Source organism: Paenibacillus sp. MAH-35, from assembly GCF_058135425.1.
The window spans coordinates 160,522-180,356 of sequence record NZ_JBYUPU010000009.1 but is presented as its reverse complement, the minus strand read 5'-3'; the positions used below and the strand labels follow the sequence as shown (position 1 = coordinate 180,356).

The 19,835-nt window shown below is 53.6% G+C and carries 16 protein-coding genes; 2 read left to right on the top strand and 14 right to left on the bottom strand.

The genetic code is table 11. The features are described 5' to 3' along the window. Window positions 1–69: 69 nt before the first annotated feature. From pflA to AC3Y2E_RS12385, 5 genes are all read right to left on the bottom strand, one after another. On the bottom strand, window positions 70–819 hold the full coding sequence (pflA, locus tag AC3Y2E_RS12405) for a pyruvate formate-lyase-activating protein (RefSeq protein ID WP_379210597.1): 750 nt from the start codon (window positions 817–819) through the stop codon (window positions 70–72). Beyond that, complete coding sequence (gene pflB / locus AC3Y2E_RS12400; protein WP_379210596.1) at window positions 816–3,077, bottom strand: formate C-acetyltransferase; 2,262 nt, start codon at window positions 3,075–3,077, stop codon at window positions 816–818. The genes pflA and pflB overlap by 4 nt, the downstream gene beginning before the upstream one ends. Window positions 3,078–3,693: 616 nt before the next feature. Beyond that, entirely contained in the window at window positions 3,694–4,104 is a 411-nt protein-coding gene (locus tag AC3Y2E_RS12395; RefSeq protein ID WP_190929907.1) for a hypothetical protein, read from the bottom strand. A 332-nt stretch (window positions 4,105–4,436) separates the two neighbouring features. Then, entirely contained in the window at window positions 4,437–5,570 is a 1,134-nt protein-coding gene (locus tag AC3Y2E_RS12390) for an ABC transporter permease (protein ID WP_379210595.1), read from the bottom strand. Further along, on the bottom strand, window positions 5,567–6,562 hold the full coding sequence (locus AC3Y2E_RS12385) for an ABC transporter ATP-binding protein (protein ID WP_379210592.1): 996 nt from the start codon (window positions 6,560–6,562) through the stop codon (window positions 5,567–5,569). Before AC3Y2E_RS12385 ends, AC3Y2E_RS12390 begins: the two co-directional genes overlap by 4 nt. Window positions 6,563–7,116: 554 nt before the next feature. Between AC3Y2E_RS12385 and AC3Y2E_RS12380 the strand changes: the two genes are divergently transcribed. Then, entirely contained in the window at window positions 7,117–7,968 is an 852-nt protein-coding gene (locus AC3Y2E_RS12380; RefSeq protein WP_379210764.1) for an RluA family pseudouridine synthase, read from the top strand. Between the two features lie 784 nt (window positions 7,969–8,752). Here the strand turns inward: AC3Y2E_RS12380 and AC3Y2E_RS12375 are convergent. The 9 genes from AC3Y2E_RS12375 to AC3Y2E_RS12335 form a co-directional block, all read right to left on the bottom strand. Further along, window positions 8,753–10,405: a sulfatase family protein gene (locus AC3Y2E_RS12375; protein ID WP_379210590.1), complete on the bottom strand. Its 1,653-nt coding sequence runs from the start codon at window positions 10,403–10,405 to the stop codon at window positions 8,753–8,755. Further along, window positions 10,402–11,061, bottom strand: a complete 660-nt coding sequence (gene pgmB, locus AC3Y2E_RS12370) for a beta-phosphoglucomutase (RefSeq protein WP_379210588.1) — start codon at window positions 11,059–11,061, stop codon at window positions 10,402–10,404. Before pgmB ends, AC3Y2E_RS12375 begins: the two co-directional genes overlap by 4 nt. 26 nt (window positions 11,062–11,087) lie before the next feature. Further along, a complete protein-coding gene (locus tag AC3Y2E_RS12365) occupies window positions 11,088–12,785 on the bottom strand; it encodes a glycoside hydrolase family 3 protein (RefSeq protein WP_379210586.1) in 1,698 nt (565 codons plus the stop codon). Window positions 12,786–12,797: 12 nt separating this feature from the next. Continuing rightward, a complete protein-coding gene (locus AC3Y2E_RS12360) occupies window positions 12,798–13,604 on the bottom strand; it encodes a tyrosine-protein phosphatase (RefSeq protein ID WP_379210584.1) in 807 nt (268 codons plus the stop codon). A gap of 125 nt (window positions 13,605–13,729) precedes the next feature. After that, window positions 13,730–15,253, bottom strand: a complete 1,524-nt coding sequence (locus AC3Y2E_RS12355) for an ABC transporter substrate-binding protein (protein WP_379210582.1) — start codon at window positions 15,251–15,253, stop codon at window positions 13,730–13,732. 61 nt (window positions 15,254–15,314) lie between these two features. After that, on the bottom strand, window positions 15,315–16,202 hold the full coding sequence (locus tag AC3Y2E_RS12350; protein WP_379210579.1) for a carbohydrate ABC transporter permease: 888 nt from the start codon (window positions 16,200–16,202) through the stop codon (window positions 15,315–15,317). Window positions 16,203–16,216: 14 nt separating this feature from the next. After that, window positions 16,217–17,149 (bottom strand): ABC transporter permease, encoded by a 933-nt coding sequence (locus AC3Y2E_RS12345; protein ID WP_379210577.1) that lies wholly within the window; start codon window positions 17,147–17,149, stop codon window positions 16,217–16,219. Between the two features lie 203 nt (window positions 17,150–17,352). After that, window positions 17,353–18,006, bottom strand: a complete 654-nt coding sequence (locus AC3Y2E_RS12340) for a TetR/AcrR family transcriptional regulator (RefSeq protein WP_379210575.1) — start codon at window positions 18,004–18,006, stop codon at window positions 17,353–17,355. 132 nt (window positions 18,007–18,138) lie between these two features. Further along, window positions 18,139–18,567, bottom strand: coding sequence for an SRPBCC family protein (locus AC3Y2E_RS12335; RefSeq protein WP_379210573.1), 429 nt, complete (start codon window positions 18,565–18,567; stop codon window positions 18,139–18,141). A 222-nt stretch (window positions 18,568–18,789) separates the two neighbouring features. On the opposite strand from AC3Y2E_RS12335, the gene AC3Y2E_RS12330 reads away from it, so the two are divergent. Next, window positions 18,790–19,830 carry a DNA alkylation repair protein gene (locus AC3Y2E_RS12330; RefSeq protein ID WP_379210571.1) on the top strand — a complete coding sequence of 347 codons (1,041 nt, stop codon included), beginning with the start codon at window positions 18,790–18,792 and terminating at the stop codon, window positions 19,828–19,830. The last annotated feature ends 5 nt before the right edge of the window (window positions 19,831–19,835 follow it).

Below are 19,835 nucleotides of genomic sequence, written 5' to 3'. Positions count from 1 at the left end.
CGCGATCGATGCAAAAACCTCCGAATTCCTTGAGAGATCAAGGGTTCGGAGGTTTTTTGCACTTTCTTTCTACAGGACGTGCAGAGGCGTATCCGTCATGCTTCTCCGCCCTTCCTCGATTAAGTGGATTGCCCGCTCCACTTCGTTGTCTGTCGGCTCCGGGCATCCTTCCAATACATATTCCCGGCCTAGCTCCTGCCATTTGTATACGCCCATCCGGTGGTACGGCAGTACCTCCACCTTCTCCACCCCGCGCAGCTTCCCGATAAACCGTCCCAGCTCGCGAAGCTCTTCCATGGAGTCCGTCCATCCGGGGACGAGCACGCGGCGGACCCACATCGCTTTACCTTTGGCGGACAAATGCTCGGCGAAGCGCAGAATTTTGTCATTCGGCTGGCTCGTCAGCTCCTGATGGGCTTCCCGGTTCATCATCTTCAGATCGAGCAGGACGAGATCGGTGTGCCGCAGCAGCTCCTCCGCATGCGCCGGCTCGCAGAAGCCCGAGCTGTCGAGAGCGGTGTGCAGCCCCCACCGTTCCTTGACAGCGGCGAACAGCTTCGCGACAAAAGGCGCCTGCAGCGAAGGCTCGCCGCCCGATACGGTAATGCCGCCGCCGGAGAGACGGTAAAACTCCACATACGGCTCGATCTCGGCGAGGATGTCCTCGACCTCCACGCGGCGGCCCGCTTCGGTATCCCACGAGTCCGGATTATGGCAGTACCGGCAGCGCAGCGCACAGCCCTGCATGAACAAGACGAAGCGGATTCCCGGCCCGTCCACGGTGCCGAACGTCTCCAGCGAATGGATGCGGCCCGTCATACCTCACCGTGGAACGTGCGGCTGATGACGTCGAGCTGCTGCTCGCGGGTCAGCTTGATGAAGTTGACCGCGTAGCCGGATACGCGAATCGTCAGCTGCGGATAGTTCTCCGGGTGCTCCATCGCGTCAAGCAACTGCTCCCGGTTGAAGACGTTCACGTTCAGATGGTGGCCGCCGAGCGTCGCGTACCCGTCCAGCATCGACACGAGGTTTTGCACACGAGGCCCTTCTTCCCGGCCTAGCGCCTTCGGAACGATCGAGAACGTGTTCGAGATGCCGTCCAGGCTGCAGGCGTACGGCAGCTTCGCCACCGATGCGAGCGATGCGAGAGCGCCCTTGCGATCCCGGCCGTGCATCGGGTTCGCGCCCGGCGCAAACGGCTGACCGGCTTGACGTCCGTCCGGCGTCGTCCCTGTTTTCTTGCCGTAAACGACGTTCGAGGTGATCGTCAGGACCGACATCGTCGGCACTGCATTGCGGTACGGCTTATGCTTGTTCAGCTTGCTCATGAACGATTCGACCAGTTCGACCGCGATGCTGTCCACCCGTTCGTCGTTGTTGCCGTATTGCGGGTACTCGCCTTCAATCTCGAAATCGACGGCGATCCCTTTCTCGTTGCGGACCGGTTTCACTTTGGCGTAACGGATCGCGCTGAGCGAATCGGCCACAACCGACAAGCCGGCGATGCCGCAAGCCATCGTGCGGACGATGTCGCGGTCGTGCAGCGCCATTTCGAGGCGCTCATAGCAATATTTGTCGTGCATGTAATGAATGACGTTGAGCGTGTTCATATACAGCTTCGCCAGCCATTCCAGGACGGAGTCGTAAGCTTTCGCCACCTCATCGTAGTTGAGCACGTCCGAGTCGATCGGTTTCATCGCAGGACCGACCTGGATGCCGAGCACTTCGTCGACGCCTCCGTTGATGGCGTATAGCAGCGCTTTGGCCAAGTTCGCCCTTGCGCCGAAAAACTGCATTTGCTTGCCGATGCGCATCGCCGAGACGCAGCAGGCGATGCCATAATCGTCCCCGTAATACGGGCGCATCAGCTCGTCGTTTTCGTACTGGATCGAGCTCGTCTCGATCGATACTTTGGCGCAGTACGCCTTGAACTTATACGGCAAGTGCGGCGACCAGAGCACCGTCAAGTTTGGCTCCGGCGACGGTCCCAGATTGTAGAGCGTGTGCAGGAAGCGGAACGAGTTTTTCGTAACGCGCGGCTCGCCGCTTAGCGACATGCCGCCGATCGATTCGGTCACCCAGGTCGGGTCTCCGCTGAACAACTCGTTGTAATCCGGCGTGCGCAAAAATTTGACGATACGCAGCTTCATGACGAAATGATCGACGATCTCCTGGGCTTCCTGCTCAGTCAGCACGCCTTCCTTCAAATCCCGCTCGAAGTAGATGTCCAGGAAGCTCGACACGCGCCCAAGGCTCATCGCGGCGCCGTTCTGCTCTTTGATCGCCCCGAGGTAGGCGAAATACAGCCATTGTACGGCTTCGCGCGCCGACTGCGCAGGCAGGGAGATGTCGTAACCGTAGGCGGCAGCCATCCGTTTCAGCTCGTCCAGACTGCGGATTTGCTCCGACAGCTCTTCTCTCAAGCGGATAACGTCTTCGGACATCTGATCCACTTCGAGTCCGGCCAGCTCTTCTTTCTTGCCCGCGATCAGACGATCTACGCCGTACAGCGCAACCCGGCGGTAATCGCCGATAATCCGGCCGCGGCCATAAGCATCGGGCAGACCGGTGATTATCCCGGCTTTGCGCGCCGTCTTCATCTCGGAGGTGTAAGCGTCGAACACGCCTTGGTTATGCGTTTTGCGGATATCGGTAAACAACCGGATCATCTCTTCCGGCAGCTTGAACCCGTAAGCTTCGCAAGCATCGGCCACCATACGGATGCCGCCGAGCGGCTGGACGGAACGTTTGAACGGCTCGTCCGTTTGCACGCCGACGATTTTCTCTTTCTCTTTGTCCAGATAGCCCGGGCCGTGCGAGACGATCGTCGATACGGTATCGACGTCTACATCAAGCACTCCGCCCTTGGCCCGCTCCGCGCGGGTCAGCTCCATAATTTGCGCCCACAGCTCCGTCGTATGTCCGGTCGGACCGGCGAGGAACGATTCGTCTCCGAGATAGGGAGTCAGGTTCGTATCGATAAAGTTTTTCACGTCAATCCGCGTCTGCCAGTTCCCCGGCCGGAATTCCCGCCATGCTTCAACATTGTGTGTTTGTGCCGGTTTTGTGCCGATCATGCCAGATCCCTCCATTTCTCTATCTACCTTGAGTATAGGCGATAACCGGCCGCTTCCGGCGTGACATTTATCACACGATTGGGCCGATTAAGTTTCGAATTTGTGAAAAAAAGTACAATATTGCGAGAAACGGTTGCGTATGACAGGGGGTGGGGTGGTGAGCGAGCGTTGGGTGGGCGTGGTGAGCAGGCATTGGATAGGCGGGAGGTGAGGCTACTGGCGGGCGGTGAGCGCTCGTTGAGCGGGCGCCCCCAATCAGAGTCTTTGACAACCTCTATTTTCGGTGAAATCGAGAAAATGAAGGGAATAAAGGCGATTTGCACCCCTTATTTCCACCGACTGGCCGGGTCCGCATCCGTTTCCCCCATTTTAAGAGCCTCAAACCGCTCTTATTTCCCCCTCCAAGCGGGTTTCGGACAAAATAAAGGCTGCAAACCGCTCTTAACCGCTTCCTTCCCGGCTATAAGCAGGGCAGAAGGCCTCCCGGGTCGCTTTATTATCATTTTATCGCCTTAGCGCCCCCTCCGAAATCATTCAAAAGCCCGGACATTCGCCCGGGCTCCCTTATCCTTCATTATAAATAAACGACTTGTCGTTATTCTCATGCCACAGCGTTTCAAAGCTGCGGCTGCATCGTATCTTCCCCGACGAGCGGCATATGCAGCAGTTCTTCGGGTACGAGCTCTTCGGCGCGTACCGGTCCCGTGTTGCCCCGGCCGGGACGGGCAGCCGTCTCGAGCGAGCTTCTGCGCACTTCGGCCAGCACCTCCGGAAGCGGAGCGATCCGTTCCTGCACAGGCATTTGCGTTAGCACCAGCGTATAGCTTTCTTCCTGCTCTCGGACGGTTAACACAGGGCCGCCGGCCGCTTTTCCCGGCTCCAGCCATCTGTGCGCTTCCCGGATCATGAGACGCTCGACATCCGCTTTTTGTTTGATGTAAACGGCGGAATCCCCGTCGGTTTCGGCGATCAGCCGCTTTAACCGTTTACGTTCCTCCATCCATTTCGCCAAACGATACAAAATCATCAGTCGAACACTCCTTTCCCCTCTGAACTTATTGTAAGGCGGAAACATTAAGGGAGCATTAGCGGATCATTAGCGCAGCATTAACTTTATGTGTCAATCGTGTAACAAGGTGCGTCAGCTTTACATAACGTTACGTTTCATTCCGGCATTACCAGTTTGCCACGTTGCGGACTTTTTATGTATGCGTTTTCGTCCAAACCCCAAAAAACGGCTCTCCGAATCGCTTGACCGGCCAATCCGCCCGGCCTTGTGCGATCCGTGAGAACCGTTACTATCGCTTATCCTCTTCTAATATGACTATAAGTACGAGGCTCCGGACTTCCAGTCACGCCTTACTCCCACTTAAACGTAAAACTCGAGATCGTAAACGCCACCACAATCCAGCCGCCGAGCAGCGCCGCCTCCGGCCACAACGCCGCAAAATCCGCCCCGACGTTCATCACCTGGCGCATCGCCGTCGTCAGATGCGAGATCGGCAGCAGCTTCACCACATATTGCAGCAGCACAGGCATCTCTTTAATCGGAAAAAATACTCCGCCGAGAAACAGCATCGGAAACGAGACGAAGCCGGCGATCGGCCCGGCGCTTTCCGGCGTCTTGGCCAGAGAGGCGATAATGAAGCCGAGCGACATGAAGGTGAGCGTCCCGAGCACGACGAACAGAAACAGCAGCCACCACGCCCCGTTCACCTGCGTGCCGAAAAACGTCGAGCCGACGAACACGACGATAAACGCCTGCATGCCGTTCATCACGAGCCTTGCCGTTATCTGCGCGGCGATGAACGTCGACGCTTTAAGCGTCGTGCTCTGCATTCTCCGCAGAATGCCGCGCTCGCGCCACGAAGCGATTTGACCGGCTACTCCATTCAGGTTGGTAGACATAATCATCATAGCCAGAATGCCAGGGACGAGAAAATCGATATATTTCAAATTCAGCGACTGAACCGCGACCGATTCCACCGTTACGACCGGCGAATAGTTGGCAAGCTGCTTGCTCAGGCCGTCCACCACCTGCGACAAAACCGCCAGCGCCAACTGGGACGTCGTCATATTGGTCTCGTCGTAATACGCCTTGACCTTGGCCACCTCGGGCATCGGTTCGAACAGCGGATCGAGATACGCATTGGTGGAATGCTTCCCGAGCTGTTCCTCGTAACCGTCCGGGATGACTACGATAATATGCAGATCGCCCCGCTTCAGCTCTTCCATCGCTTGTTCCTTGTTGTATTCCTCTTTCAGTTCGATCACATGGCTTAATTGGCGGAGCGAACCGACTAGCGTACGCGAAGCGCTGCTGTGATCCTCATCGATGATCGCTCCGTTCAGCGATATGCCGCTGCCGTTGCCGAGAAAAGCTCCCAGCATGCCCATAAAAAAAACCGGGAATAACAGCGACCAGAAGAGCACCTGACGGTTTCGAATAAATAACCGGAGCTGAGCGAGCGTCAACTGCAAGTAAGCCTTCATTCCTCTCTCAGGCTCCTTCCCGTCATATGGATGAACACGTCTTCCAGCGTGGCTGTACGAGTGCGCAGGTCGGCGAATTCCAGTCCTCTTGCTCCCGCAACCGCGATCCAATCGGTCAAGGTCGACTGCAGCCGATCCGTGTACAGCACATAAACTTCTTTTTTCATATCCACCCCGGTAACCCCTTGCACGCTCTCCAGCAACGCCAGGACGGCACGGCGTTCCTCGTCCGGCAAGTCCGTTCTCTCCAGCTGGGGCAGCCGGAATTCGACGGCGCTCTCGGAATGCAGGCTGCGTACAAGCCGCTCCGGCGTATCGAGAGCGATCACCTTCCCTTTGTCCATCAGACAGATGCGGTCGCACAAAATATGCGCTTCATCCATGTAGTGGGTGGACAGCACGATCGTTTTGCCGCGGTTTTTCAGCTTCAGGATGATGTCCCATAACATGCGTCTCGCCTGCGGATCGAGTCCGGTAGTCGGTTCGTCGAGAAAGATCACTTCCGGATCGTTGACGAGCGCCAGAGCGATCGCAAGCCGCTGCCGCTGGCCGCCGGACAGATGCTTCACCCGGTCGTTTTTCTTCTCCTCCAGGATCATATCCTGAAGAAGCGGCTGTATCGGAACCGAGCTCGGATAAAAGCTCGCATACATGCGTACGATTTCTTTCACTTTCAACAAGTCAAACAGCGAGGTCGATTGCAACTGAACGCCGATCGCCTGCCTGACCTTTTTCAGCTCCTTTTGCGTATCGAAGCCGGCTACGATGGCCGTTCCCTCATCCGGTCGGCGCAAGCCTTCCATCATTTCCATCGTCGTCGTTTTGCCTGCGCCGTTCGGTCCGAGCAAGCCGAATATTTCGCCTCTGTGCACCTCGAAGCTTACATTGTCCACGGCGATAAACGAACCGTACCGCTTCACGAGCCCCTCGGCCCGAATGACCGGTTTCTTGCCGCCACCGAAGGCGGCCGCCGCGTTGACCGAATCGCTCATACACACCCTCCTCCAGCGAATGGCACTATTATACCATTGTTCCGGAGCGGCCGCATGCAAACCGCCGGGGAACGGGAGGGCGGATGCTTTTTTGCGCCGGATGCGATATAGTAGCAACAGGAACTGCACAGTCAAAGGAGAACGGAATGGACAAGAAGAAACGCACACCCGCCAAATTTACAGAGAGTAAGCAAGCTCCCGCTTCGAAACCGGGCCAAAAACAAGCAAGACGCACGGACGCCAAACTGGCATTCGCAAAACCAACCGCCGCTGCAGGAGCGGCCGGCAAACAGCCCAAAAGCGCATGGGGCAAACCGGCCCCGGCTGCACAATCCAACGGGAAGCAGCGCAAGCGTACGGATGCCAAAGCTTCCTGGGACAAGCAGCCCTCCACCGGCAGACCGGCCGGAAAGCCGCAGAAACGCGCAGCCGCCCAATCGGGATGGAGCAAGCACCCTCCTGCTGGCGACACGGCCGCGGGCGCCAAGCCGCACAAAAACGCAACGCCGGCCAAAGCCCCTTGGAGCAAACACCCGCCCGCTACCGAGCTTACGGTGCAGCAGCCGGACGAGCTGCTGGCCTTCCTGATTCAATCGTTAAGCGGTCACGGACGCAACGCGGTCAAGTCGATTCTCGCGCGCGGACAAGTGTCGGTGAACGGCAGAACGGTAACCCGTCACGATCAGCCCCTGCTTCCCGGTCACCAAGTCACCGTCAGTTGGGCGAAGATCGTCAAGGCGGACAAGCTGGTCGGCTTGTCCATCCTCCATGAGGATGACGATGTGATCGTCGTGCATAAGGATGCCGGACTTCTCTCCATCGCCTCCGAGCAGGAAAAGGAGATGACGGCTTACCGCCAGCTGTCCGATCACGTGCGCCGCGCCGATCCGCGCAGCCGGATCTTCATCGTGCACCGTCTGGACCGCGACACATCCGGCGTGATGATGTTCGCCAAGAGCGAACAAATCCAGCAGCAGCTGCAGAACACGTGGCAGGAATCCGTTCTGGAGCGTACGTACGTAGCTTTGGTGGAGGGCGAAGTGCGGGAAGAGCAAGGCACGATCCGGTCGTGGCTGAAGGAAAACAAAGCGATGCGCGTGTATTCCAGCCAGAAGCCGGACGACGGACAGCTCGCAGTGACCCGCTATAAGCTGATGAAGTCGAGCAAACTTTTCTCGCTGCTGGAGGTAGAGCTGGAGACCGGACGGAAAAACCAGATCCGCGTCCATATGCAGGACATCGGCCATCCCGTAGTCGGGGACAAAAAATACGGCGCTTCCTCCGGCTCGATCGGACGACTCGGCCTTCATGCCCACGTCCTCTCCTTCCGGCACCCCGTCACCGGTCAAACGATGCGCTTCGAAAGCAAGGTGCCCCCTGCTTTCTTGCGGGTATTTCGGGAGTAGTTCGCAACGATAAATGAAGAAACACATCTAAACGAAGCCTTGCCACGATGAAAAACACTGCGTAAGCGGAGGCTTTCCCTGGTAAAGAATGTTTCATTTACCGCTTTAACGCTTTAGTAAACTTAAACTTTCTGTAACGTTAAGAAAGAACCGTCCGTAAAAGCACCCGGACGGTTCTTTGACGTGCAAACCCATACGCCAGCGCGTGGAAGGGAATAGGGATCTTCCTTCGCTCCAGTCACTCGCCCTCAGGTAGTGTTGTCTTTTTGCGGAGTATCGCTAACGAACCCAGCAACCGTTATCAGAGCCGGATGCGAGCGTTTGAATTTGTAACGAACTCTCGTATCGTTATTTCCGCAAATCGGATCGTTTTTTCCCACTTTCGGTTCGATAACGATCCCCCGATTTGTTACGTCTGGAATAACGTCGTTTTGCAGCGATAAGCACAATACGATTCGTTAGTCTTCGGACCTGAGTATCGTTCTCTAACGCCGAGGAAGGAAACCCCTTCATTCACTTTAGCACGGTAAAGATCATAAACTTCTTGGCAGAGAACAAAAACTGTAACGGACACAGCGGTCGTTATTGCGGTGAATTTCGATCCATTTGAGTTTTAACGGACATGGATGCAACTATTTGGTGAGAAATGTTACTTTTAGAAGTGGTTCGGAGTACATAAGCGCTGTGGTGACCAAATCCTTATATTTCTGCTTCCTCTCGTTACCATGACAGCAAGGCATGTCGTCCTCTTCCTTCAAAAAGCCGCCCTTTCGCTTCATAATTCCTATTCGTCCCCCTGGCCATCCTCATACTCGATAACAAACGTGGCGGCTGCCTCGTTACTATCCCGGTATCCGATCCGTATCGCCTTGGCCGTAATCCGGGTAGTACCGGTGCTTATCCCGATCGGTCCGGTGTACAGCTTCCAACGGGGATCTTCATTGATCGAATAGGCTATGGAAGCCCCTTGCGTGGCCGAATGAAGCATGATCGCGGTCGGCTCGTCAAAGAATCCGTTAGTTACGGCCTCCTTGCCCGGCATCCGGTTGTTGATCGGAATCATAAGCGGTTTGGCGGTTTGCGGCTGTACCCCATCCGGCCACATGCGGGAAACCATCTGCTCTTCGGGAATATCCCCCCAGCTGTCGTACTGGCCGCACCAATCGTCCAGCAGCTTTCGCAGCCGCTCCAATGGTTCGCGGCAAGCCGGATCGCCGGCCAAATTGCGCAGTTCGTAGGGATCGTTCATACAATCGTACAATTCTTCCGGAGGACGCCGGCTTTGCATAAGCAGTTGTTGATCTCCTGTCAACTCCCCGGCCAGATTCAGCCTCCAAAGCTCCTGCCACATCGGGTGATCGTGGCTGAAAGGAATCCACTGAAGATAAGGCTGCAGCGGATAATCGTTGCGAATGTACTTGAACCTCTTATCGCGGACTGCCCGTACCTTATCGTAAGCTTCGTCGTAACGATCGCGGGTGGCAAAGACGCAGTCTCTCGGCTCGGCCTGTTCCCCCATGAACGGCCGTCCTTGCATATATCTCGGGACGGACAGCCCTGCCAGCGAAAGCGCCGTCGGCCCCAGGTCGATCAAGCTGACCATTTGCTCGCTGATTTGTCCCCGATTTACATGGCCGGGCCATCGTACGATGAGCGGAACGCGAATACCCGCATCGTACGTCCAGCGTTTGGCTCGCGGCAATCCTTCGCCGTGATCGCTCCACAACATGACGACAGTATGGTCCGTCAAGCCGTCCTCGTCAAGCTGCCGAAGGAGACGGCCGACGTACTCATCCGCATTCGCCACAAGGTCATAATGTTTGGCGAGAGCCAGGCGCGATTTAGGCGTGTCGGGAATATACGGGGGAACGATAACCCGGTCCGGATCGGTAAGGAGCGGCTTTTCGCCATGGATTTTGCGAATCGCTTCCTTTATTTCTTCTCTCCAGATGCCGCTTTCGTGGGTAAACATATAGTTGAATACGGCGAAGAAAGGCTGTCCGGATTCCCGTTTCCGCCAATGCGCCTCCATTCCGTTTTCGTCCCACGCCGTTAGCGGAGCCTCGAACTGGTAATCCGTCTTCCAGTTATTCGTGCAATAATAGCCGTTCGCGCGCATCATTTCGGGAATCGTCTTGACATAGGCGGGTGGAACCGCAGAATAAGGTGTTGGCAGCTCCGGCGTCAACGGGTTCGTATGCGCGGTACGCATATGATGGGTACCGATCGAAGTCGGGTACATCCCCGTAATGACCGACGACCGGCTGGGAGCGCATACGCCCGCTACGGCAAACGCATTCCGGTACAGCACGCCTTCTCCGGCCAGCTTGTCGATATGAGGCGTACGTGCCAAAGCATCCCCATAGCAGCCCATTCTGGGGCTCGTATCCTCGAGGGTAATCCATAAAATATTCGGTCTTTCCGCCGAATGACTCATAACGAGACACCTCCTTTCTCTTCCAATATCGTCAGCAATTCTTCGATATGACCGATATGATAATCCGCCATCTCGTATAAATCGGCGTCTCCGACGGCAGCGACCCACATGCCGCCTCGGAACGCCGCTTCGATTCCGGCAGCCGAATCCTCTATGACCAGGCAGCGATCCGGGCGCGCCTCCAATTTGCTTGCCGCCAGCAGGAATACTTCAGGATCCGGCTTGCTGCTGCGAATTTCGCTGCCATCCGCTACGGCGTCGAATTTATCCGAAAGCCCGAGCCGTTCTAAAATGTATCTGGCGTTTTGACTCGCGGAGCCAATCGCCAGCTTCATACGTTTTTCACGCAACGAATCCAAAATCTTTACGACTCCGAGAGGCAGGTCTGCGGCAGATAAAGAATGCAGCATCTCTTTGTAGTACCCATTCTTGCGCTCGGCCACTTGCATCTTCTCTTCAGTGGAATACGAACGAGCCGTTTTCTCCACAAGGATATTCACGCAATCTACCCGGCTTACGCCCCGCAGCCTTTTGTTTATCGTCTCGTCGAACGGGATACCCTCCTCGCAGCATATCCGCTCCCAGGACAAATAATGGTAACGGTCGGTGTGCACGAGCACACCGTCCAAATCGAAAATAACCGCTTCTATGTTCATATCATCGTTCCCTCCGCCCGAACGTCCTACAGCTTCGCTTCCCAGCAGCCGCAATACGGATCGACCGGGCTTATCCCGTTGAACTCCGATCTTCCGAGCAGCTTGTCGATAACAGCGTCAACGATCGTTTCATTGCCCGAATAAGCGTTAATATACGTTTGTACCCGCGGAACATCCAGCAAATGATAAGGGCTTGCAACGGAAACGAACACGGTCGGAAGTTCCTGGACAAACCAAGGGACATCTGCGGCAAGAAGCGGTTCCCAGTCAATGCGCACCGTAGTCCGGTTGCTAGCTGTTTCAATATTGGCTACGTATAGCGCCAAATCGTATTGTTCGCGCAGTTCCTCTACCCCGCCGAACATCGCTGTAAAGTCTACATTTTTATTGTCGAAAACAGTGACGTCGAACCCTTCCGCTTTTAACCGGGCAACCAGGTAGGGAGAAATCGGCGAACTTCGGTGTCCGCCGCCGTCTCCAAGCACGTACAGCAGCATACGCTTGTGCGAATCGACAGCGATCGGGAGCAATTGCTGCGTGTCTTTAACTAGCGTAACCGCCTGATCCGCACATTCCTTCGCCCATCGTTTGTGTTCTTCGCATTGCAGGATCGCCAGCTGTTCCGAACCCGGAACAAGCGTGTCTTCAACCTTCCGTTTATGCAAGCCGAGAGAAGCTTTGAGCGCCAAAATTCGCGTTACCGCTTCGTTCACTCTTTCCATCGACAGAATGCCGCTTTCAAGTCCCTTCATCATGTAATGGAAATCTTCCCGAATGTTCTTGTTGAACAGGAACATGTCGCATCCAGCGGCTATCGTTCGAGGTACCGCAATCTCCCGTTTCTCCGCCATCGTAAAGCCGGCCATCGGCGTCGCATCCGTGACCACGAGGCCATTAAAGCCAAGCTGCTTTCGAAGAAGCGTTCCGATCAGCTCAGGTGCGAGCGTGGCAGGCATCAACTCTTCGTCGGCGATGCCGGGAACGAGCTTTCGCGAATAGGCAGGAAGCATAATATGGCCGACCATGACAGTCTCCGCTCCCGCTTCGATTAGCTCCCGGTATACCATGCCGAACGTTTCGTCCCATTCTTCCACAGACAGCGAATTGACCGTTGTGAGCAAATGCTGGTCACGTTCGTCCACACCGTCGCCCGGAAAGTGCTTGACAGTTGCGGCCAGCCCGCTTTCTTGCATGCCGGCGGTGTACGCTTTGGCCATCCTTGCGACTCTCGCCGGTTCGGAACCGAACGTTCGAACATTCGTGATCGGATTGCGGAAATTGAGATCGATGTCGACAACCGGCGCAAACGACCAGTTGCAGCCGACAGCCCCTCCTTCTCTGCCGGCGACAAGACCCAATCTGTACGCCATCTCTTCCTTGTCCGTCGCCGCCACTTGCAGCTGCTTGCCGTAATAGGTGCCGTCAGGAGTAATTCCGTTGCCTCCGGACTCGAGATTTGCGGCAAGGAGCAGCGGCACCTTGGATTGATCCTGCAGAAAACGGTGAACCTCCTGTATGTGATCCGCCGGACCCGGCCGGAACAATATCCCTCCCGGCTTTACAGTCTCGACTAGCGTTTTCAGTCGATCCCGGTCATCCGTCATTCCGATCGGACAAAACAACTGCCCGACTTTTTCCCTTATATCCATCGCAGCCAGCGTTCCAAGGACCCACTCGATATCCTCATCCTGCAAATAAAAAGGTTTCGCTGCCAAATTTACCATGATGATTCCCCCTTATTCCAGGCACATGCATTGCAAAGCTTCCCGCTTCTGCTTCGTAAAGCCGAATTCCTCGGCAAAATAAGTGTCGGTATTGCCGTAAGTTTTCTTGATCGTTCTGAATACGGCATCCATAAACTCTTCTTTCACTCCGAGCATCAGCTGGACATTTTGCAATTCCGTTTCATTCAGATAGTCGGCAAGCTTGCCAAGCATGTTCCCGTTAAATGTTTTCATCGTCTCGTTGGACAGAAGATAATCTTCCATAACCGTTTGTTCCGGCACGCCGAGCGCCAGCAATATCAAGGAGGCTCCGACTCCCGTACGGTCTTTTCCTGCCGTGCAATGATGCAGAAGCCCCAGGTTGTCCGAATCCTGGATCATTTCCATCAATCGTTGATACGACGGATTGCCGATCGGAAGCCTTGTGTACAATTCCATCATCATCGTATCTGCACGAAATTGTTTGAAATAGCCGCTTTTGACCAAATCAACGATAAAATGATCGCCATGGCCGGCGCTATCCGCGTTCCCGGGCATGTTGATTTGCGGCGCCTGATCCGATTTCATGGCCGCTATTCGAATATTTTGGACGCCAGCCAGCAGCGGGTCGGGCTTCTTGAGCGCTTCGTAGTCATCCCGGTAATCGATAATCGTTTTGATATTCAAAGATCGGAAGGTCGACAAATCATGCTCCGTCAAACCTGTCAGCTCATCGGACCGGTAGAAAAGACCCGATCTGACTTTTCGTCCATCGGCAGTTCGATAGCCTCCCATATCGCGGAAATTATGTGTTCCTTCGAACGGAATCACTCGCTGCATACTTAACACCTCATTTGATTTTTGAGAAAAATAATACCGGGGATTCGGCTTGGGCAACTGTCAGCCTTCAACCAATCTCCGGCTTAACCAATCGCAATCTTGTCAATTGCAGTCTACCCTGGCCGTTATTTCTGCGTTTTCGCCCACTCGTCAAGCTGCTTCTGCTTCTCGCTTACGATTTTATCGCTGCCTGCAGCCTTCAATTTGGCAATAAACTTCGGCAAATGTTCTGCAGGATCGAGCGTGCCGGTTTCCAAGCCTGAAACAAATTCGGTCAATACGTTATTGACTGCAGCCAGTTCCGTTTTTATAGGATTCACGTCGAATATAAAGCCCAGCGCTTTCGATTTTTGGGCGCCCTTATTAAACTCATCCATGGTCTTCCAGCTATTCGGATCTTGATCCGCCCACGTATAGGACAAAAATTGATTTCCAAACATATAGGGCGTACCGAAGTTATAGCCGATATTCGCGATATCGACGCCCGCCGGGTAATCGATAACATTTTCCGACTTTTTCACGTAATGCTTTCCTTCGATTCCCCAAGCGAACAAGTTGTACAGCTGTTTGTCCGAGTAGAGCAGGTCGAGAACCATCATCGCGCGATCCGGGTCCTTCGAATTTCTCGGAATCGACCACATAATACTCGTGATCGAATCCGTGGTCGCATATGCCGGCGTCAGACGGACCACCGCCATCTCTTTGCCGCTTTTTCTGGATGCTTCCACATCGGTGCCGGGCTTCAAATTCGAAAAATAGGCAAACGCCTTGCCGGCCTTGACGAGCTCCCTGCCGTCTTGTTTGCTAGTAGATGCGTCCTTCAGCAAATAGCCGGCCTGATACCATTTTCTTACTGTATTCAACTGGTCCGCATATCGCGACGTCTCATACCAGTTGACCACCTTCATGTTGTTGTCGTAGTCCGGCAATACGCCCACGCCGCCGCTCAGACCGTCGTAGCGAACATAGCCCGCGTAGAACGGACCGGATGCGGGATGTTTGGCGACAAGCGGCACCATATCCGGTTCCTTTTCTTTGATGACTTGAAAGACGGCATCCAAATCGTTGATCGTTTTGATTTTGCTTATATCGATATTGTATTTGTCGGCCAGATCTTTGCGCAGCAATATCCCGTAATCGGATGCCATGTCTTTGACGGCAGGTATACCATAACTCTTGCCATTGATTTTGGCGGCCGAGAGCTGATAAGGCTCCAATGCTTTTTTAATGCCGGCTCCGTATTTCTCAACGAGCTCGTCCAACGGATACAGCTGCCCTTTCGCCACTTGCGTGCCGTAATTGAACCCGGTAGACGTAAACATCAGATCGAGCTTCTCGTTGCCTGCGAGCATCAGGTTCGTCTGCTGCTGCCATGCGCTGATGCTAATTGGAGTCAATTTGACGGTCGTGTTGATTTTCTCCTTCAAAATTTTGTTCATCTCGTCCTGAACAGCTTGCAGGTCCTTCTGGTCGCTTCCGTAGAAGGCCATCGTCACCTCGTAAGGCGCCAGCTCCTTGCCGCTCTTTGTGAAGGACAAAGCTGATCCGGAAACTCCCTCTTCTTTTTTAGTACCGCAGCCTGCAATCAGCATGCCCGACGCAAGAACGACCGATAGCCCCGACCTCATCCAATTTCTTTTCCTGATCATGCTTAGAGCCCTCCCATAATCTTGTTGTTTTATGCGAACCAGCAGAATACTGGATACAGCCTTACCCTTTGACCGCTCCGATCGTAAGACCTTTTACGAAATACTTTTGAAAGAAAGGATATGCGACCAGAATCGGGACGATCCCAATTACAGCCATCGCCATCCGCACTGTCTCGGTGGGAATATTGGCGATCGGATCACTCTGGTTCCCCGCGAAGTTGCTGCTTGTCAAAAATTGAATGTCCAGCAATATCCGGTTTAACAAGTTCTGCAAGCTGAAAAGCTTGCTGTCCGTTATATAAATCATCCCGTTAAACCAATCGTTCCAATAATGGATCGTTTGGAATAAACCGACAGTCGCAAGAATCGGAAGCGAGAGCGGCAGCACGATCCGGACGAACGTTCCGAATTGTCCGGCTCCGTCGATCTGGGCCGATTCGATAACGGGAGCCGGAATCGAGGTCGCAAAAAACGTTCGCATCAGCATGACATAAAAGGCGTTTGTTAATAGTCCGGGTACGATTAGCGCAAGCAGCGTGTTTTTCAAATCGAATAACTGGGTGTACACCAAATAGGTGGGCACGAGTCCGCCATTAACGAGCATGGTGAAGAAGACGAAAAACGACCAGAACTTTTGCATGGGCATATCCTTGCGTGATAACGGGTACGCAAGCATCGAGGTGATGATCAGGCTGATAACCGTCCCGATGACGGTAATCAGGATTGTTATTCCGTAGGCTCGAAAGATTCGTTCAGCGTCGTGCCACAAATACCGATACGCCGACAAGCTGTATGCTTCCGGAAAAAAGGTATAACCATCACGAACGATCGACTGCTCGTCCGTAACCGAAGAAATAAACAGCAAGACAAACGGCAAGATGCACGTGATTGCGATGGCGAGCAGGATGAGATGAACAAACCATTGCCATATCGAATTTTTCGTTTTCAAGTACGATCTCTCCCTTAAAATAAAGCGTTGTCCTTGTTCTTTTTCCGGACGATACAATTGGACAGCAAAACCAGCACAAAGCCTACGAACGATTGATACAATCCGGCCGCCGAAGACATGCCGACATCGCCAAGCGTCATGAGGGCGCGGTAGACATACGTATCGATAACGTTCGTCGTCGATTGAAGCGCACCCGCATTCAGCGGCACCTGATAGAACAGGCCGAAGTCGGAGTAGAAGATGCGTCCGATCTGGAGCAGCGTCATAACCGTGATGACCGGAGTGATGAGCGGAATCGTAATGCTCTTGATCTGCTGCCACTTGCTTGCTCCGTCAATCGTTGCCGCCTCGTAGTATTCGGGGTCGATCCCGATAATCGCGGCCAAATAAATGACACATAAATAGCCGGCGCTTTTCCAGATGTGGACGAGAGTCAAAATGTACGGCCAATATTTCGCTTCGCTGTACCATGAAATATCCGGCAATCCAAGCAGCGGCAAGATTGTCTTGTTGACGAAGCCCGTTTCCAGGCTGAGCATCGCAAAAACCAGGTAGCCTACGATGACCATAGAAATTAAGTAGGGAAGCAAAAGAACGCTTTGATAAAAACGGGTTAAAACCTTTTTCTTCACCTCATTGAGGAGAATGGCCACGCCAAGCGCGATAACCAAGTTAAGGAGAATGAAGACAACATTATACAGGATGGTATTTCTGGTGATGATAAGAGCGTCCGCCGTCTTGAACAAGTACTCGAAATTTTGAAACCCTACCCAATCGCTGCCGAAAATCCCTTTTGAGTAGTTGTAATCTTTAAATGCAATCACTACGCCGAACATCGGCAAATAATTATTGATCAAGATATAGACGATACCCGGCAGCATCATAAGGAAAAGCGCGATATATTTCCTCGGCTTGCCTCTCCTCTTCCCCGCTGTTAACAATTTCATGCGACGTGTCCTTCCCAATATTTTTGATGTTTAAATCATTAAGTCACACACCCAAAGTTTACCTACAATTAATTAGTGTTTACCACGAGTAAACACCTTGATTATAGAATTGTTTTGTTTGCACATTATCAAATAGACGTAAAGAAATTGTGAATAAAAAACGGAACAAAAAAGATGCTCTCCAATTGAGAAGAGCATCCCGTCTATTGTTGTCCTTGCGGTTTCAAATAAGTTAAGACCATGTCCATCATGTGCTGTAGAATGAAAGCAGGCTCCACTCCCTGGTCCAAATGCAGCAGCTTCCCTCTTACAGTCATACGCTGCAAGGTTGCGATTACAACATTGCTTAAGGTAAACGTCAAAACGTTGATATCGATATCGCTGCGGATCGATCCATCCGTTATCCCTTCATCGAGGAGCGCGTAAAATGGATGGGTATCGCCTCTCAAGAAAGATATATATCGGTTTTCGAGCTCCGCATTCACATAACTTTCCCGATAAAAAGCATCAAACATGGCGATAAATCGAACATAGCTCGCATGTTGTTCCGAAGCGCTGATCATATGCTCCAGCAATTGCCGGAACTTTTCATATCCGCTCGCTCCCTCGGGATAATGAAGGGTGACAACCCGCCAGAATGCGCTTAATACGTTGATTTGCACCTCGAAAATAATTTCATCCAAGGAGCGGAAATATTTATACAATGTCACTTTGCTAATGCCGCAAAAGTCGACAACATCCTTGAGCGTTACCGAGGACAAGCCCCGTTCCAAAAACAGCTGCTGCGCTCCTTGAATGATATCTTCACGCCGCTTGTTTCTATGCTGCTCCAATTGTTCCCTCCATTTGGGGTCCACGAAAATCGTCCCTCCTGAAACACTGAGTATTTCGTCATTTTAGCATACTCGGGAATCATGGACCAAGCCGCGTCCCATGAAAAGAAACTAAATATTTTGTAAATTTCATAGCGGCGCTTTTCCTTCGCGTTTCTAAAACTTGCGTTTTTGATAAGGAAGACCCTCACCTTGCTCGCAATAGGATTTGAGACTATAAAGGAATATGGCCCAATTGTAATTGCAAGAGCGATAAAAGGGCGTCACTTCTTTCCAGTTCATATGACGCAGAGTAACAAAGGACTTCCCGTTTTTCTCTTCGATGTCAAAAGAGATAACCGTATCGATCCATTCCGGGTCCGAATCCTTACACCGCCAAACGATTCGATTATTCGGGATCAGTTCCTCGATCCTCATCTTGTCCGCGTCATGGCCGCCGAATCGAAATTCATTCATGGAGCCAACCTGCTTACGGACAATGAGCTCATTCGTCCAAACTTCCGACAACCCCTCAGCGGTGGTTAAGGTTTCATATACCTTCGCTGCCGGAACATTCACGGTTTGCAAATGCTCGATATTCGCCATACATTGCTCCTTTCGGCACCTCGAATACGACTGCTTGTATTGGTTTTTACTCCTAAAAGTTTATGTCCGGTGCTCATGATAACATAGGATCAGTATACAGGTTTCTTATGGATTGCTAAGTCGATTTGGACTCCTCTTAGTAATCATTCTGTGGTATACTGCAAGATATAGGAACGTACATTCCCATTTCATATAAAATACGAGAAAGGATCGTGTAGGTGCATGGCCGAGCTGTTGAAAGAGATTTATAATGAAGCGTTTTTCGGGCAGTTGACGGATAAGCTGAGGGCAGAGTATCCGGCCTTTCCGGAGCGGACGTTTCTGGAGCTCGTATACGCGGGTGACTGGGAGTCGCTTGCGCTCAAGCAGCGGATGAGGCGCATCTCCGAATCGCTGCGCACGGCGCTTCCGCCCGATTACCGGGAAGCGCTGGACATTTTGAAGCGCGCCGCCGTCGACAGCCGGGGACTCCCGTACATGCTGTACCCGGACTTCGTGGAAGTGTACGGGCTTGAGGACCCCGAAGCCTCGATCGAAGCGCTTGCCTGGTTCACCCGGTATTCCAGCTCGGAATTCGCCGTCCGGCCGTTTATCGTCCGCTATCCCTCTCTTATGCTGGAACGGTTGAAGCAGTGGGCGGCTGCCCCGGACGAGCACGTCCGCCGGCTGGCAAGCGAAGGAAGCCGGCCGCGCCTGCCTTGGGCGATGGCGCTGAGCGAGTTCAAGCGGGACCCCCGCCCCGTACTGGCGCTGCTGGAGCTGCTGAAGGAAGACGAGTCGGAGTATGTGCGCAGAAGCGTGGCGAATAACTTGAACGACATCGCCAAGGATCATCCTGCGCTCGTGCTGGAGACCGCCCGCAGCTGGTACGGCCGGCATCCTCACACCGACTGGATCGTCCGGCACGGCTGCAGAGGGCTGCTCAAGCGGTGCGACCCGGAGGCGCTTCGCTTCTTCGGATTCGTTCCGGCGGAGGCGATCGAGGTTCGCGGCTTGGCGGTCGCTCCGGATCTGGTCCGGATCGGCGGCTCCGCGTCAATGGGCTTTACGCTCGTGAATCACGGAGAAGAGCCCGCGCGGCTTCGCATCGAATACGGCATCGATTTCGTCAAGGCCAACGGCCGCAGCTCCCGCAAGCTGTTCAAGCTGTCGGAGAAAACGTACGCTCCCGGAGCGTGCGCGGTCGCCTTTACTCACCGCTTCGCACAGTTGACGACACGCAAGCATTACCCGGGCGAACACTGTCTTGCCGTCATCGTTTAACGGAA

What these genes read in the sequence shown, in the direction of transcription:
- AC3Y2E_RS12335 (WP_379210573.1), bottom strand. Translation starts at nt 18,567, where the DNA reads ATGGCGAATATCGAGCATTTGCAAACCGTGAATGTTCCGGCAGCGAAG.
- AC3Y2E_RS12375 (WP_379210590.1), bottom strand. Translation starts at nt 10,405, where the DNA reads ATGAGTCATTCGGCGGAAAGACCGAATATTTTATGGATTACCCTCGAG.
- pgmB (WP_379210588.1), bottom strand. Translation starts at nt 11,061, where the DNA reads ATGAACATAGAAGCGGTTATTTTCGATTTGGACGGTGTGCTCGTGCAC.
- AC3Y2E_RS12365 (WP_379210586.1), bottom strand. Translation starts at nt 12,785, where the DNA reads ATGGTAAATTTGGCAGCGAAACCTTTTTATTTGCAGGATGAGGATATC.
- AC3Y2E_RS12385 (WP_379210592.1), bottom strand. Translation starts at nt 6,562, where the DNA reads ATGAGCGATTCGGTCAACGCGGCGGCCGCCTTCGGTGGCGGCAAGAAA.
- AC3Y2E_RS12360 (WP_379210584.1), bottom strand. Translation starts at nt 13,604, where the DNA reads ATGCAGCGAGTGATTCCGTTCGAAGGAACACATAATTTCCGCGATATG.
- AC3Y2E_RS12390 (WP_379210595.1), bottom strand. Translation starts at nt 5,570, where the DNA reads ATGAAGGCTTACTTGCAGTTGACGCTCGCTCAGCTCCGGTTATTTATT.
- AC3Y2E_RS12345 (WP_379210577.1), bottom strand. Translation starts at nt 17,149, where the DNA reads ATGAAATTGTTAACAGCGGGGAAGAGGAGAGGCAAGCCGAGGAAATAT.
- AC3Y2E_RS12395 (WP_190929907.1), bottom strand. Translation starts at nt 4,104, where the DNA reads ATGATTTTGTATCGTTTGGCGAAATGGATGGAGGAACGTAAACGGTTA.
- pflB (WP_379210596.1), bottom strand. Translation starts at nt 3,077, where the DNA reads ATGATCGGCACAAAACCGGCACAAACACACAATGTTGAAGCATGGCGG.
- AC3Y2E_RS12355 (WP_379210582.1), bottom strand. Translation starts at nt 15,253, where the DNA reads ATGATCAGGAAAAGAAATTGGATGAGGTCGGGGCTATCGGTCGTTCTT.
- pflA (WP_379210597.1), bottom strand. Translation starts at nt 819, where the DNA reads ATGACGGGCCGCATCCATTCGCTGGAGACGTTCGGCACCGTGGACGGG.
- AC3Y2E_RS12330 (WP_379210571.1), top strand. Translation starts at nt 18,790, where the DNA reads ATGGCCGAGCTGTTGAAAGAGATTTATAATGAAGCGTTTTTCGGGCAG.